This window comes from Chloroflexus sp. MS-CIW-1, from assembly GCF_030444705.1.
Classification (GTDB): Bacteria; Chloroflexota; Chloroflexia; order Chloroflexales; family Chloroflexaceae; genus Chloroflexus.
In genome coordinates this window covers 2,880,106-2,894,952 of record NZ_JAUBWR010000001.1, presented here as the reverse complement: position 1 = coordinate 2,894,952, position 14,847 = coordinate 2,880,106, and the positions used below count along the sequence as shown (strand labels likewise).

The 14,847-nt window shown below is 56.0% G+C and carries 11 protein-coding genes; 9 read left to right on the top strand and 2 right to left on the bottom strand.

Translation table 11 applies throughout. From position 1 onward, the window contains the following. Positions 1-195: 195 nt before the first annotated feature. Positions 196-1,332, bottom strand: a complete 1,137-nt coding sequence (locus QTO31_RS11555) for a permease (RefSeq protein ID WP_301429186.1) — start codon at positions 1,330-1,332, stop codon at positions 196-198. A gap of 709 nt (positions 1,333-2,041) precedes the next feature. On the opposite strand from QTO31_RS11555, the gene QTO31_RS11550 reads away from it, so the two are divergent. Continuing rightward, positions 2,042-3,037 (top strand): glycosyltransferase family 2 protein, encoded by a 996-nt coding sequence (locus tag QTO31_RS11550; protein ID WP_301429185.1) that lies wholly within the window; start codon positions 2,042-2,044, stop codon positions 3,035-3,037. A gap of 37 nt (positions 3,038-3,074) precedes the next feature. Here the strand turns inward: QTO31_RS11550 and QTO31_RS11545 are convergent, their stop codons facing one another. Beyond that, the gene (locus QTO31_RS11545; RefSeq protein ID WP_301429184.1) at positions 3,075-4,229 is read right to left on the bottom strand and encodes a CRISPR-associated protein Csx3; all 1,155 of its coding nucleotides are present in this window, start codon (positions 4,227-4,229) and stop codon (positions 3,075-3,077) included. Positions 4,230-4,292: 63 nt separating this feature from the next. On the opposite strand from QTO31_RS11545, the gene QTO31_RS11540 reads away from it, so the two are divergent. From QTO31_RS11540 to QTO31_RS11505, 8 genes are all read left to right on the top strand, one after another. Continuing rightward, positions 4,293-5,180, top strand: coding sequence for a CRISPR-associated ring nuclease (locus QTO31_RS11540; RefSeq protein WP_301429183.1), 888 nt, complete (start codon positions 4,293-4,295; stop codon positions 5,178-5,180). Between the two features lie 137 nt (positions 5,181-5,317). Continuing rightward, entirely contained in the window at positions 5,318-6,589 is a 1,272-nt protein-coding gene (locus QTO31_RS11535; RefSeq protein WP_301429182.1) for a hypothetical protein, read from the top strand. Then, on the top strand, positions 6,586-8,202 hold the full coding sequence (locus tag QTO31_RS11530) for a Cas10/Cmr2 second palm domain-containing protein (RefSeq protein WP_301429181.1): 1,617 nt from the start codon (positions 6,586-6,588) through the stop codon (positions 8,200-8,202). Before QTO31_RS11535 ends, QTO31_RS11530 begins: the two co-directional genes overlap by 4 nt. Beyond that, on the top strand, positions 8,189-8,851 hold the full coding sequence (locus QTO31_RS11525; RefSeq protein WP_301429180.1) for an RAMP superfamily CRISPR-associated protein: 663 nt from the start codon (positions 8,189-8,191) through the stop codon (positions 8,849-8,851). The genes QTO31_RS11530 and QTO31_RS11525 overlap by 14 nt, the downstream gene beginning before the upstream one ends. Continuing rightward, positions 8,848-10,476 (top strand): CRISPR-associated RAMP protein Csx10, encoded by a 1,629-nt coding sequence (gene csx10 / locus QTO31_RS11520; RefSeq protein WP_301429179.1) that lies wholly within the window; start codon positions 8,848-8,850, stop codon positions 10,474-10,476. The genes QTO31_RS11525 and csx10 overlap by 4 nt, the downstream gene beginning before the upstream one ends. Further along, positions 10,473-11,951 carry an RAMP superfamily CRISPR-associated protein gene (locus tag QTO31_RS11515; RefSeq protein WP_301429178.1) on the top strand — a complete coding sequence of 493 codons (1,479 nt, stop codon included), beginning with the start codon at positions 10,473-10,475 and terminating at the stop codon, positions 11,949-11,951. Before csx10 ends, QTO31_RS11515 begins: the two co-directional genes overlap by 4 nt. Beyond that, positions 11,948-12,508 carry a CRISPR-associated protein Csx19 gene (csx19, locus tag QTO31_RS11510; protein ID WP_301429177.1) on the top strand — a complete coding sequence of 187 codons (561 nt, stop codon included), beginning with the start codon at positions 11,948-11,950 and terminating at the stop codon, positions 12,506-12,508. Before QTO31_RS11515 ends, csx19 begins: the two co-directional genes overlap by 4 nt. 10 nt (positions 12,509-12,518) lie before the next feature. Then, entirely contained in the window at positions 12,519-14,846 is a 2,328-nt protein-coding gene (locus tag QTO31_RS11505; RefSeq protein ID WP_301429176.1) for a TIGR03986 family CRISPR-associated RAMP protein, read from the top strand. The last annotated feature ends 1 nt before the right edge of the window (position 14,847 follow it).

Genomic DNA, 14,847 nt, shown 5'->3' with positions numbered 1-14,847 from the left:
ACTCACCAGAACACAACGCGCTTTCGTGTCATCGTGCGCGCTAGCGGCCTGCGTTTCCATACCAATAGGGTTTTTCAAACCTACTCTCACTCGCGATAACGAGCGAAGGGGAGCAGCCGTTATCCTGTGAAACAGCCGTACCTGATCCTCATCCTCGCTCCGCTCACGCCGCTTCCCTCACTATTTCGTAGTGTCTTACCGAAGGTCGAATAGCTGATTGAGGAACAACCCGAGCAGCATTACATACGTTGCATACCAGAGCACTACTTTAATAGCATTGAAACGACCGAGCAATCGGTCGAGCATTGTCCATTCCGGGATTGATGAGACCGTTGTTGCCATCATCGCTGCGATCAATGTACCAAGTGGCACTACTTGGTGAAGGGCTACTAACATCGGTCCTGTCGATGCTGCATTGATGTCAAGAGGCAAACCCAACAACGTAGCCGCTATTGGACCCCACCATACGGCTCCTATCTGCTTCAGGTATGCAACCGGCGTGAGGTTGAAATTGACAAGGATTCCTGCTAGTAGTCCGCTGAATAGAACAACACCGAACAACCGTTTGAATAGTGACCACGCCTCGCGATGGGCGCGGAGCAGAAGGCTTTCGTTTACGTGGCTACAACTGGCATGTCTGTTCAAATGATCTTTGATTAATCGCGACGGATCGAGTCCTAGGAATGGCGCAAGATAAGCCGTTACCAATGCTGCGATGACTCCGGCCAACACATAGATCAAGGCACCGACCGGCCCGACAATCACAAACATGAAAATGATAGCAAACTCGTTCAGCGCCGGGCTAGCGAATAAAAAGGCGGATGAAGCACGTTGGCTGGCGCCGCCAGCTACAAGCCCGGCGTACAGGTTAGTCACTGTGCATGAGCAGACCGGTGTCACCATACCCATCAACGTTCCAGCAATGGCCCCCATCAGGTCGTTACGCCCGATGGTTCGTTCGAGCCAAGCAGTACTGATGCGTAAACGAAGCAGCGTCATACCGTAGGTGGTCAGGAACAAGATAATCGGCAGCTTAAACCACTCGTATATGATGTAGGCAGCAGTATATTTCACGTCGATCACCCCGAAGGGAGAAGGTATGCTCCAGTCTGGCATCCAGTCAGTTAGTGTCTTTCCTAACGCTTTGCCAGCCTGAGCAATCGGTATTTCAAAGACCGGAAAAAGGTGTTGGGGATCAGCACCGGTCAGCCATGCACGTACACTCTCGAATAGCGCTATACCGACGATTAGGACCAGTGCTATCAGTGAAACGATTGACATCAGGCGCTCGAATGATTCACGTGTCGTCACTATCAGTAAACGATTGATCATACCCATCCTCTAAATGATACATAGTATCAATATTGACCGAGATTATAGCCTGCTATATCTGGCTCTGTCAAATGTCGCCATGTCGGGAAGGAATTGCAAAGCTGTGCCCGAGGAGAGGTCTGACAGTTGACAATTTAACAGGTTGTTGGCAACTGTGAGCAGCTAGTTTCCTTAGTCGGGTTGTCACTCAGGCAGACGTTATGAGTTCGATGTTGAGACGATCAGATGTGTGGAATGCGCGAAGTTCGATAGACTAATCCCATGGTGCGCTATAATGCAAAGGGTGCCGATGAAGTTGTCTCAAACATAGCCGATAGTCACGTCTATGCGTTTTACATTATTGAGGTGTGGCAAGTGCTTCTATAAGACAGGTGAGAAAAATCTCCCCTCTCTAAACCACAGAGAGCTTTATGGGTAGACAGAACGTTTGATTGAAGATGGGTTTTCTGGTATTGCAATGCGTGTCCACTATTCTATTTGCTTCTCCGCACCGTACTGATAGGAATGGGATCCAAATCTTCCTATTACGGTATCAGATACCGCCCAAAATGTGTACCTCGTCTATCCTTCGCCCTTCTTTAAACAAAGAGGAGTGGAAACAGGTTGCACGGTATGACCTCCGCGACAGAGCAAAGGTTATCATTGCTACCTGATTGACTAGTCGCTTACGGAACCATGGTTGAGATGCGTTTGATTAAGAAACTGATCTATGTTCCGTCCACCACTTACAGTCGTTATCCCAACTTACAACGCCTTGCGCTACCTGCCCGCATGTTTAAGTGCCATCCAAAAACAATTAGGGCCAAACGACGAGATTATATTGGTTGACAACCGCTCACGTGAGCGGGCTGGTGCCTGGGTACGTGCGCATTTCCCGACGGTGCGTGTTGTCGAATTGCCGTACAACACCGGCTTTGCCGGTGGGGTGAATGCCGGTATTGCTGCGACGCATACCGATCTCATTCTGCTGGTCAATGATGATGCACTGGTTGAGCCGCGCTGTATCGATGCTCTGTGGACAGCGTTGCATACCTATCCGCAGGCAGGATGGGCGGCAGGCGTGTTGACATTTAGCCGACGACCGCAGATCGTCGCCAGCGCCGGTATTTGCTTTCACGCCAACGGCATTGCAATTGATCGCGCAATAGGGATGACGGTTGCGCAGTTACCATCTCGGCCTCATCCTATCTTTGGCGCCAGCGGTGGTCTGGCACTGATCCGACGAGCTATGCTCGATGATGTTGGCCGGTTTGCCGATTTCTTCAGCTATTTGGAAGATGCCGATCTGGCCTGGCGTGCCCGTTTGCGTGGGTGGGAGTGCGTATTAGCACCGGCTGCGCGTGCCCGTCACGTATATTCAGCAACCGCTGGCATGTTCAGTCCGCTCAAGCAACGGTTACTTGGCCGGAACCGTATCCGCGTGCTGATCCGTTGTCTGCCAACGCCGTTACTGTTAGCCTGCTTGCCGGCAATCCTGTTCTACGACACACTGGCCGTAGCGTATGCCGGCCTGCGACAACAGCCGGATACGTTGGCGGGTCGGCTGATGGCGCTGGCCGAGTGGCCGCAATTATTGCACCAGCGACGGTATATCCAGATGCGCCGTACCGTACCGGTACACGAACTGGCGCGCTGGATTGAACCGCCGCCTGGTCCCATTGCGACCTGGCAGATGCAGCTTCGGTTAGCGCAGTTGGTGGGGTAAGGTTTGTAGACGGTCGATTTGTGATCTACGCTGCTAATCAGTCTAATAGAACTTCTATCCTATTGCCGGGTATGTACTGCATCTGACGACTCAGCACAATGACCCCGGCTTGCGGGTAAAGTTTTGGTTGCACCACAGCCAGCCAGGGATGGTGTTGGTACGCCAGGACCAGACTGGTAAGCAACCAGTAAGGAATTTTGCCACTTATCACTACTCCCCGTCGGGAATCGAGCGCTGGCACCTCTAGCAGCGCCAACTCATCGTATTCAAGATATGGCTGTGTTGGTCGAGCAGTTAACAAGGTGTATGTTGGTTCAACCCTGATCTGCCAATCCACGATCCCCGGTTTTAGTTGAGAGACGCAAGGGAGAGACAACGGTTTCACCCATCCCAATCGTGGATCGAACAACGCAACCTGATGCGGGGCAACGTGGAGGGTCAGCGCAGCGTACAGCCAGTTTGGGCCACGCCCGTATATTGACACTGGATTTTGGGGGATCTGCGATAAAACGTTCGGCAAGTCTTCCGGCAGATAGTTTTGATTAGCGTTTGCTGGATGAAGCTGTTGAATAAGCTGCGACAGATCAACCACCATTTCGTAAGGCGCTTGACGAAAGATGTGATCTTTCAACTCTTTGGAATCGTAGCGCATTAGACGCTCCAAGCGGTTGGACAGTGCTGTGGTAACAACACCGCTCTGAGCAGTATGACGTTCAAGACCACTGATCACCCCGCGCAACACCGGCGTTTCGGCCTCAAGCTGATCATTTCCGTTCAGCACTGAGAACAATTCCGCGATTACAATCAACCCATACCGTTCAACACGGTTACGCCATTCGAGTAACCCTTCAGTTGTAGCTGAAAGGACAATCGCGTGGGTACAGTGTCGAATAATCCGCTCTTGATCGAGGGTTGGCCGTCCACCCATATCAACCAGCAGGGGCAAATGGCGCCGTTCTATATCACGACACACCCGATCAACAAACGTCTGGTCAAACGCACCCTTCTGCCGTAACAAACGCACCTGCTCTGGTGCTGCCTCCTGGCTCCAGTCACCTTCTCCATCGGGGCAGGCGCGCAAGACATAGTGTTCAATTTTTCGTTCGCGCAGAAGGTAACTGAGCAAGTACGTGAAAACCGATTTACCACTATGTGGCGGACCACAGATTAATACTGCGGGAAACGGGTTCATTGGTAACTCCAAGTGTGAAGAAAGAATGCTACAATATTCGCTGTAATCAGCAGTTTCAAAGCTATGACAGACACCTTTTTGCCAACCGAAGCATCCTCTGTTCTCCTTGCCACCCTCGGTGGCCAACCACAAGTTGTTACCTTTGCTCTGGATGCACTTCTTGCTCGTGGTGAAATAATCCACGAAGTCTACATTGTGCACCTCGCGCTGACCAACGAGCGTACTCGTCGAGCGTGGCAACGGCTGCAACAAGAGTTCGTTGACGACTACTACGCCGGTCGGCGCTGCCGACTGCGGCGGTTTCCGGTCGGCGTAAATGGCGTCGAACTGACCGACATCCGTACCGCTGCTGATGCCGAAGCCGCCTGGCAGAGCATCCGCACCCTAATCGCTGACCTGAAAAGTGAGGGACGACGGCTCCACCTTTGCCTGAGTGGCGGTCGGCGCATGCTGGCGCTACTGGCAATGTCGGCTGCGGCGTTGCTCTGCGACCATCAGGATCGCATCTGGCACATGTACACGCCGGAAGAGACGTTACAGCGTGTCAGAGACGGCGCAATGATGCACGTGACGCCGGCTGATGGCGTACAATTAATTCAGGCGCCGATCGTGCCGTGGGGTGCTTACTTTCCGGCACTACGCGCACTAGCACAGACATCGCTGCAGGCAGTACAAGAGCAGTTGCGGCGTGTTGCCGCCATCGACGAACCGCAGTGTCGCCAGGTTTGGGAACGGCTCAGCCCGCGCCAGCGCGACGTCCTGCGTGCCTTTGCCAAAGGCATGCGTCCTGACGAAGTTGCCGCGAGTCTATGCATCACGCTCAATACCGTTAATAGCCACAAAACTGCGATTCTGGCCGAATGTCGCGTTGCCTGGAACCTCCCCGAAGATACATCGCTCGACTATCGCTTCCTGCGTGAGCGTTTTGCCGGTTTTGTTGAACGAGTATAGCCGATCGCAGGTTGCCTTTGATCACAGGATATGGTGAATGTTTTTCGTCAGCGGCGGTGAGGTAACGGTAAGGGGGATGGGGTAGGATGGGGGGCAAAAGGAACACCATAGACCGTTTTCTGCGACAGGAGTTAGCAATGACGACTCCGCCAGTCATTCCAGATAGTTACAAAAGCGATCATCTGTTTTTGCTGGTTGGAACAAACCCGCTGCCAAATTTCGTAGCAGCAACCTTGATGCTCAAGCCGCAAGGTCAACTCTATCTGGTTCACTCGAACAAGACCCAGGAGGTGGCGAAACGTCTGGCGCGCTACTGGACTGACAACCACCGGCAACCACAGTATGTACCGGTTGACGAGTCAGATGGCACCAGCATTCGCCAGCAGCTCGACCACGCGCTGGCGCAGATCAGAGATGGTTACGTCGGGCTTAACTATACAGGCGGCACCAAAATGATGGCGGTGCACGCGGCCCAAACACTCCGAGATCATCAGACATCCAGACGACCGGTGACCTTGAGTTATCTGGATGCGCGCTCAACGAAGATGTACATCGAGCCTGGCGATGATAAGGCGTTCATGACAGAACCGCTCCTATATGAGGTTCAACCATCCATTCAGGATATTGTCAAACTGCATGCATTCGACCTGCAAGCACCGATCGCCGTAGAGCCGCAGCTTCCTGAGCTGGCGACCGTTCTCGCTAGCGCGCATCAAAGCCCTGATGTAATCGAGCAGTGGCGAAGATGGTGCGATAAGATTCTGCGCGAAAAGACTCGCACCGAGAAAGCTTATGAGTGGGATAAGGAAACTCTTCTTCAGCGGGTATCCATTCCGTTGCCGACAGATCCGTCCCTGCAGACCGTCGCTAAACAGATGCAAATCGTGTTCGATGCGCGTGATGGGGTTCTACGACTGAAGGAAGCGGCTCAACGATCTGGCTTTAGAAAAATCAAGCACCTGTGTGAATGGCTGGACGGTAAGTGGCTGGAGCATTACGTCTTCCACGTCACAAGCCGGGTGAAAGACCAGCGCCCTGAAAGCCGGATCCACGATATCGGCATGGGTATCCGCCCGAAGAGTGAACCGGATAGCCCGGAGTACGACATCGACATCGGGGTGATGCAGGGGTATCGGTTGTATGCCATTTCGTGCACAACCGACGCCGATCCCGGTATGTGCAAACTGAAACTGTTTGAAGCGTACATTCGCGTCCGTAATATGGCTGGTGATGAGGCATGTGTGGGCTTGATCTGCATGGCAGACAAACCGGAAAATCTGCAACGCCAGGTAGTACGCTCGTGGGATGCTGAAGGCAAAGTGCGCGTGTTCGGGCGTCGGGATATGCCAGATATGATCGACCGTATGGCCGAGTGGTTTATCAGCACCGGAGAAGGAAGGCACGTATGACCGAATATGTTCTGACCGCCATCGATACAACCCAGATTCAGGGGTATATCTTTGGCAGCAACAGATTGCAGGAGAATATCGGCGGCTCTGAACTGGTGGAGATGGCAACGCGCCAATGGGTGTACGAAGCGCTCCCCGCTGCTCACAATGTGGTGAATATGACAACGGGCGAGTTCGACAACCGCCGTACCATTGACACCCTGGACGCCGAGGTCATCTACGCTGGCGGTGGCAATACGGTGATCCTGTTCAAGACCATCGACCTGGCGCGTGCATTTACTGGCAGATTGACACGACGAGTATTGAAAGAGGCGCCCGGACTGGAAGTGGTTGTTGCGCACCGTCGTTTCGATTGGGAAAGAGAAGCCCTGTCACAGGTCGTCAGCACAACGTTGGGCGTTGATCTGGCGCGCAAAAAGCAGAACCGCATGCCCCCGATGCCGTTGCTGGGGCTGGGCGTGACCGTGCCATGCGCTTCGACCGGATTGGTCGCCTCTGGGATTGTTGAAAAGAAACCAGTATCGCTGGAAATCAGGGCGAAAACAAAGGTTCAAGATCAGAGCACAGCTCGTTTGAAAGCCAAATTACCGCAGATAGAACGGGGGAATTGGGACATTCCGCGCGATTTTGACGATTTAGGAAGAGTCAAGGGCGAGGACAGCTATATTGCCGTCGTTCATGCCGATGGCAACGGCATCGGCAGGCGCGTGGACGCCATTGCACGCCGTTATGATACTCCACAGCGGAATCGGGAGTACATTGAAGCGATCCGCACGTTCTCGCAGAGTCTGGAGCGTGCTGCTACTCAGGCTCTGAGCAGTGTCGTCGATCTGATGGCTGGCGCCTTCATTGCTGATGCTGAACTCGCCAATCGTCATCGCCAGAAATTTCCGTTGCGCCCCATTGTGTTCGGCGGTGATGATGTGACGTTCGTCTGTCACGGCAGCTACGGGCTATCGCTCGCAGTACGCTACCTGGAAGCATTTGAGGAGGCAACGAAAAATGAACCGGCGTTTGAGGGCAAACCTGCGTATGCGTGCGCTGGCGTTGCTCTGGTCAAGACGCACTATCCCTTTGCCCGTGCCTATCGGTTAAGCGAGGAGCTTTGCCGCTCCGCTAAGCAGATGCTCAAAGAGGAAAAGATAGATGGCTCGGCGCTGGACTGGCACATCGCTATGAGCGGCATCACCGGTTCGCTGGAAGCGATCCGCTACCGCGAATATACCGTCCGGCAAGGAGAGCTCCATATGCGTCCGGTGCTGCTGCGCGCATCCACGCACTCCTGGCGAAACTGGCCCACCTTCTACACGCTGCTGGACCAGTTCATTGATGAAGATGGCGAGTGGTTTGATCGTCGCAACAAGGTCAAAGCCTTGCGCGAGGCGCTGCGTGACGGGCCGGCTGCTGTTCAGGAATTTCTCCGCACCTATCAACTCAGACAATTGCCCAGGGCGCCGGCTATCAATGTTTCAGGTTACGAAACAACCGGTTGGGCAGGAGACCGTTGTGTCTACTTTGACGCAATTGAGATGATGGATTTCTTCACCGATCTGGAGAAGAGAGTTCAAGCATTCAAGCATTCATCCCAGGAGGCTGAACATGACGGCCTATAAACTGCAATTCGATCTGCGCTCCGCTGCCACGTTCGGGCGCGGCGATGGGGTGGCCGGTCTGGTGGACGAAGAGGTGGAGCACGATGGCGATGGATTGCCGTTCCTGCGCGGACGTACATTGAAAGGCTTGCTGGCGGAGGAATGCGCCAACCTCCTGTACGCCCTTGAGTTGCAGCAGCAAGCAGACCGGTGGCTACAGACGGCCTATCGCATGTTTGGTCAACCGGGAAGCACGATTGAGGATACCGGAATGTTGCGCGTCGGCGACGCCCGTCTGCCTGAATCACTGCGAGCGGCGATTAAGATGGCAGTGAGCAAAGGAGAGTTGGCGGCTGACGAGGTGTTGGAGTCGCTGACTGCCATTCGCCGCCAGACCTCGATGAATGAGTACGGCGCTCCCGAGAAGGGCAGCCTGCGCTCGCTGCGCGTGGTTCTGCCCGGCACGATATTCGAAGCGACGCTGGAGTTTGCCGCAGAACCCGATCCACAAACACTCGCACTGCTGGCAGCCTGCATCCTGGCGTGGAGACGTGCTGGCATCGGTCGCAACCGGGGACGCGGTCGACTCCGGGCGCGTTTGCTGGATGGCAACGGCATAGATATCACCGAACGCTACTTTCGTGCGTTTGCGGGAGAGGTGGCGCGATGAACATCATACCCTATCGTGTGACATTGCTGGAGCCGCTGCTGGCGACACGCATTGCGGGCGATCCTAACAGTGGCGTCTCCTATCCGTATGTGCCCGGCAGTCTGGTGCGCGGTGCAGCATTAGCCGCGTATATGCGGGAAAGGGACATCGCTGCCCTGGATGCAGGCGCAGAGGATGTCCGACGCCTCTTCTTCGATGGACGCACCCGCTACCTCAACGCTTATCCGGTCGATGCCAGGGGCGTTAGAACATTGCCAACACCGCGTTCACTGTTCCATGTCAAAGGTGAAGAGACGTCGATCTATGACTTCGCCCTTGAGACGATCTATGAAGTGGAAGACGAGAAGGCGCAGTTTGTCGCTGCTGCAAAAGAGTCGCAACCCTTCTGTTGGATGGAGGACAACCATATCTTCTTCATCGCTCCGGAGCGTCGCATCAATGTGCATACCCAGCGCGATCGCGTAAAAGGGCGCGCAACCGAAGAGAGCGGCGCTGTCTTCCAGTACGATGCGCTGGAAGAAGGTCAAACATTTGCCGGTTGGGTCCTGGTAGATGAGGATGCTGATGTTGAGCTGGTGTCTTCACTGCTTCAGCACATCTATCGTCTCGGCGGCTCGAGCAACAGCGGCTACGGACGGGTTGCCGTCGAGGTGGAGGCGCCGCAGGATGTATGGCGCGAGACCCCCAATCGGATCGCGCCCATTGACGACGGCGAGACATTCGTTGTCACGCTGCTGAGCGATACAGCGGTGCGCGATCCGAACACCGGTCAATATACCTGGAATCTGCAACCAGCGCTGCAACAACTGCTTGGTGTCGAAATCGAGCGCGTTCAGACGGCTGCCGGGGAGGAAGAACAGCGCGGCGTCTGGCGACTGGAGGAAGCAGGCGGTTTCAATCGGGCGTGGGGTTTGCCACTATCGCAGGCACAGGTAATTGCGAGTGGCAGCACCTTCGTCTTCCGCGCCAGAGCAGCGATCCCGCTCGAAGCCATTTTCAGCGCCGAATGGCGCGGCATCGGCGAGCGAAGGAGCGAGGGTTTTGGTCGACTCGCATTCAACTGGCAATCTGAGGCAAGGCTGACCAGAGTGACTCCGCCGGAATCGAGTCCGATTGCTCAACCGACGCCGAAACTCAATGGGGTGGCGTATGACATGGCGCAGCGGATGGCTATGCGAATGTTGCGGCGAGAATTGGACGGCAAACTCCGTAAGGCAATCAACGATATTCAGATTCCCAAGAGACCGCCCATCTCTAATGCGCAAATCTCGCGACTGCGCATCATTGCACGCGAAGCGCTGCCGCACGGCGACCTTGCACGCTTGCAGAGGTATCTGGAAGAGAATATCAAAACACGTCGCTCGGTCAGAGACCAGTTCGACCGGACTCGTCTCGGATCAGAAGGGGAACGTCTCTCCCGCTGGCTGGAAGAGCGCCTGAGCCAACCTGAAACAGTCTGGAACAAACTCGGCGCGCAGAACCTCTCGAAGCGCATTGGCGACAATGTCCAGGTCAGCATCCACGGCAACGAGGCGCTGGCGCACGAGTACACGATCCGCCTGATCGATGGCGTACTCGCAAAACTGGCAAAAGAGCGACGCACAGAAGATGGAGGCAGTCGATGAGCGCGCATCCTCTGGCAAAATCTCGACAGCTCGGCGAACGCTGGGTCATCGAGGGTAATCTGGTGTTGCAAACCCCCACGCACCTGGGCAACGGTGACACCGACGGCATCGTAGACATGCCGCTGTTGCTAGACGAAGCGACCGGCAGAGCGCTACTGCCGGGTACATCGTTAGCCGGCGCGCTGCGCAACTACCTGCGCGAGCGTCGTCATGGTTTCGAGCAACGGGCAGCGGATGCGTTGATTGAAGCGCTTTTCGGGGGAGAGAAGGGCAACGATGAAGGCAATCAGAGTGCGTTGATCATCGACGATGCGCTGGGTGAGATGCCAGGGATCGAACTGCGTGATGGCGTGCGCATCGATCCGATAACGCGCACTGCGAAAATCGACATTGATGATGGCGTTCTGCGCGGCTACAAGTACGACCTTCAGCTTCTCGAAGCGGGCACAACCTTCCCTCTTCGCATGGAACTGCTGCTCAGTCGCGGCAACGATCAGCAGCAGGTAAACCGGATGCTCGCTCTCGCCCTTCATGGACTCGAAACGGGCGAGATCGCTATCGGGTTGCGCAAGCGACGCGGCTTTGGCGTGTGCAGGGTCGAGCAATGGCGTGTCACCCGTTACGATTTCGCGAAGCCAGCCGATCTGCTTGCCTGGCTTGCTGAAGATCACCCCGACTGGGAACACGTCACTCCAGGTGATCGGCGATCCGGTCAACACATTGCCGACCTGCTGGAAGTGAGCCTGGAGCAAGTCGAAGACAGACGCAACCGCTGTCGCATTCATGCGCAATTCATCATTGACGGGTCGCTCCTTATCCGGGCGGGTTTCGGTGAGCAGGATCGCGGACCGGACACGGTGCACCTGCACAGCGTCCGGCCAGGCGGGGCGCGAAAGCCCGTTCTCTCCGGTACAAGCCTGGCAGGTGCGCTGCGTCATCGTGCCGAGCGTATTCTGCGCACCATCGGCAACGCTGCGCAGGCGACGACCATGATCGACAATATGTTCGGTCCTGCCAGGATCACCAGCGGTGATAAACAGAAAGCCCGATCCAGTCGACTCATTGTCAGCGAGACGGTGATCGAGAATCCTGTGAACCTGGTGCAGAACCGCATTCGCATTGACCGATTCACCGGCAGCGTCCACGGAACGGGACTGTTCAACGAACAACCGGTCTTCGGCAAGAACGATACCCTTGTCGCCATCGACCTGACGCTCCGCAACCCCCAGGATGCTGAGATCGGACTGCTGCTGCTGCTGCTCAAAGACCTGTGGACTGGCGATTTGCCTCTAGGTGGCGAGATCGGTATTGGTCGTGGACGGTTGAAAGGCGTCGAAGCGGTGATCGAGACGCCTCAGTACAAAGCAAAGCCGCTTACAATCAGTGCTGTTGATGGAAACCGACGCCTGACTGTCAGCGACCGCAGCACCCTTGAGCGTTATGTTGCAGCCCTGCACACGGAGGCGACAAAATGACGAAGACACCCTATCAACTCGCCAACATCCCCGTGGACGGCGACTTCATAACCGGTCCCGCGAATTGGATCGTCGCTCAGGCGCGAAAGTTCGGGTTACGCTACCTGCTCGCCCATGCCGACGACGGAGTGATCTGGGGTCGCATTGATGGCGATGGACTACATACATCCCACGGTATTGCACCGACATCGCCGCCGTTGCGCGCTTCCACCCTGCAACAGGCGCGGATATTCGGTCTACCAGGGGAAGTGCTGCTCTGGCGCGACGACGATGGCTGGCACGCCCGCTTTGCTACCGATACTCCAGGTAACGATGACGACATTATTGATGAGGATCACATCCTGTGGGGCGACACTGTGGAGACTGTCAAAGACGGCTTCACGCTGCTGCGCGAAGGCGCGCAGGGCATGCGTCACGCAGTGCCGATTGTCATCACTGCGGAGCAACTCAAACATCATCAGTTGCGTCTGCGCGTACGTCACTACATCACCGAAAATGAGGACGGCGAAGCCATCATCACGCTGAGCCGTCTTATCCAGCTTCTGCCGGAAGCGTAAGGAGAGTGTCATGACAATTCATAGGCACGTAAACCCAACCAAAGAGATTGCCATAGCGCCCTATAACTTTGTGCCATTGCCGGAAAAGGTGGTCACCATCGATCCAGCGACGCTGCCCGACCAGGACTGCTACCACCCCGACCGCCACACTGGCACGATTGAATGCGTGATCACCACTGCGTCGCCGGTCTACGTGCGCGCCCCGCTGACTCCTGAGGAGTTTGAGCGGCAGGAGCGTAGCGAGGGCGAACAGACGCCGTGGCGTCAGCAGGTGCGCAACAAGCCAGATTTCTTCTTCGCCGATCCGGACAAGACCCCACGCATTCCGGGCAGCAGCCTGCGCGGGATGCTGCGCCAGATTGTGGAGATCATCAGCTACAGCAAAGTGCAGTGGGTGTCCGATCAACCACTGGTCTACCGCGCCGTCGGCGACCCCACCAGCCATGGCAACGAATACCGCAAGCGAGTGATGCGTGATGACGGTCAGCGTCGCAATCGGAGCGGAAAAATGGCCTGGCACTACACGCCGCTGGTCAAAGCTGGCTACATCAAGAAAGATCGCGGCGAGTACTTCATCCATCCTGCCAGAGAGATCGGCGGCACGACCTTCGCACGTATTCGGAGCGACAGCATTCCGTCCAACTTGACGGAGATTCCGGGTTGCAAGAATGCCTCGAAGATATTCTTTCAGTCCGGACCGTATGACTACCAGGACGTGCGTGGCGGCTTTCTACGCATTAAGTATGCCAGGGTAATCCGCGCGTCGGCGACACTGGCTTCCGGCCTGATCGAAGGCGCGTTGGTGCGCAGTGGTCCGATGGCTTCAAAACGGAGCGAGGCGGTCATCTATCCGCCGGATGATCAGGCCAAACCGATCCCGATTCCCGATGAACTGGTTGCGGCGTACAAAGATCAGGTCAGCCAGGAGCAGGAAAACCTGCTGGGGAAAGGCGGCGTGTTACGCGACGGGCAACCGGTGTTCTATCTGATGGAGAACGGGAAACTCGTCTTCTTTGGTCACACCATGATGATGCGCCTGCCCTATTTACACACGCCCATTGACTTTGTGCCAGAAGCTTTGCGCCGTGAAGAAGATCTCGACCTGGCTGAAGCAATCTTTGGCTACACCAAATCCAGGGGTGAGGGTAAGGCTCGCGCCTACGCCAGTCGCGTCTTCGTTGGCGATGCGCTGCTTGAGCCAGGACAATCTAACATCTGGTGGTCGGATGAACCGATTGTGCCCAAAATCCTGGCCAGTCCCAAGCCAACGACCTTCCAGCATTATTTGACCCAGGGCACGCCTGATCCGCAGGAGCAGGGACGCGACCGCAGCGGCAACCCCAAACTGGTCAGGGAGCGCAACGATTACACCGACCCGATGGTCAGCGTCATTCGTGGTCATAAACTCTACTGGCACAAGGGTCCGATCACTGTCGCCGATGTGCAGGAGGCGCTGGAAAAGTTGCGCGATGCGCAGGGGCGCGAAAGGGAACATGACACGCAACATACCCAGATGCGTCCGGTTGCTGCCGGTGTGCGTTTCTGCTGGCGCATCCGCTTCGAGAACCTTTCCGACGAAGAGTTGGGCGCGTTGCTGTGGGCGTTGACCCTGCCCGGCGAACCGGGAAAAGCGTACCGTCACAGCATCGGTATGGGCAAACCCTACGGCATGGGCGCCATCAAGATCGATGTCAACCTGCTGCTTGAAGATCGGCGGCAACGCTACCAGACACTCTTCGATGGCGAGACCTGGCAGGAAAGTGTGACGGCAGCTACCGACCGCATCCCGGAGTTTGTCGAAGCATTCGACACCTTTATGTGCGACCGGATCGGTGCGGCACAACAGGCGAGTCTGGGCCAGGTCGAGCGCATTCAGATGTTGCTGCGCATGCTGGAGTGGCCCGGTCCAGATAAAGCGTTGACCCGCTACATGGAGATCGAGCGCCAGGACCCCAGCATCAAGCGGGGCAAGATCAACGAATACAAAGAGCGTCCGGTACTGCCGGATCCGCTGCACGTCGATCCCGCCGGTCGCAGTTCGGCGTCGTCGGCGTCGCGCCCCCCGGCAGCAAGAGGGGTCGAGCCAAGCCGCCCGACATCGATAGATGAAGTGCGCGAGGGTATGTATCTGGAAGGCAGAGTGGTGCGTATCGAAAAAGACCGCGTCGTCGTTGACATCCTTGGTGAGGAGGCATCGCTTACTCGAGGTCGCCTAGATCCTCCTGTACGAGACATCGCTGATATGGAAGAACGTTTTCCGGTCGGGAAGACGATCTGGGTCTGGGTGATCGGTCGCAACAAACAGGGGCGCCTGCAACTTACCATGAGGAAATCGTAAG

Bases quoted from the DNA above. Each gene is read 5' to 3' on its own strand.
- QTO31_RS11535 (WP_301429182.1), top strand. From the start codon at position 5,318: ATGACGACTCCGCCAGTCATTCCAGATAGTTACAAAAGCGATCATCTG.
- QTO31_RS11505 (WP_301429176.1), top strand. From the start codon at position 12,519: ATGACAATTCATAGGCACGTAAACCCAACCAAAGAGATTGCCATAGCG.
- QTO31_RS11550 (WP_301429185.1), top strand. From the start codon at position 2,042: ATGTTCCGTCCACCACTTACAGTCGTTATCCCAACTTACAACGCCTTG.
- QTO31_RS11540 (WP_301429183.1), top strand. From the start codon at position 4,293: ATGACAGACACCTTTTTGCCAACCGAAGCATCCTCTGTTCTCCTTGCC.
- csx10 (WP_301429179.1), top strand. From the start codon at position 8,848: ATGAACATCATACCCTATCGTGTGACATTGCTGGAGCCGCTGCTGGCG.
- csx19 (WP_301429177.1), top strand. From the start codon at position 11,948: ATGACGAAGACACCCTATCAACTCGCCAACATCCCCGTGGACGGCGAC.
- QTO31_RS11530 (WP_301429181.1), top strand. From the start codon at position 6,586: ATGACCGAATATGTTCTGACCGCCATCGATACAACCCAGATTCAGGGG.
- QTO31_RS11525 (WP_301429180.1), top strand. From the start codon at position 8,189: ATGACGGCCTATAAACTGCAATTCGATCTGCGCTCCGCTGCCACGTTC.
- QTO31_RS11545 (WP_301429184.1), bottom strand. From the start codon at position 4,229: ATGAACCCGTTTCCCGCAGTATTAATCTGTGGTCCGCCACATAGTGGT.
- QTO31_RS11555 (WP_301429186.1), bottom strand. From the start codon at position 1,332: ATGATCAATCGTTTACTGATAGTGACGACACGTGAATCATTCGAGCGC.
- QTO31_RS11515 (WP_301429178.1), top strand. From the start codon at position 10,473: ATGAGCGCGCATCCTCTGGCAAAATCTCGACAGCTCGGCGAACGCTGG.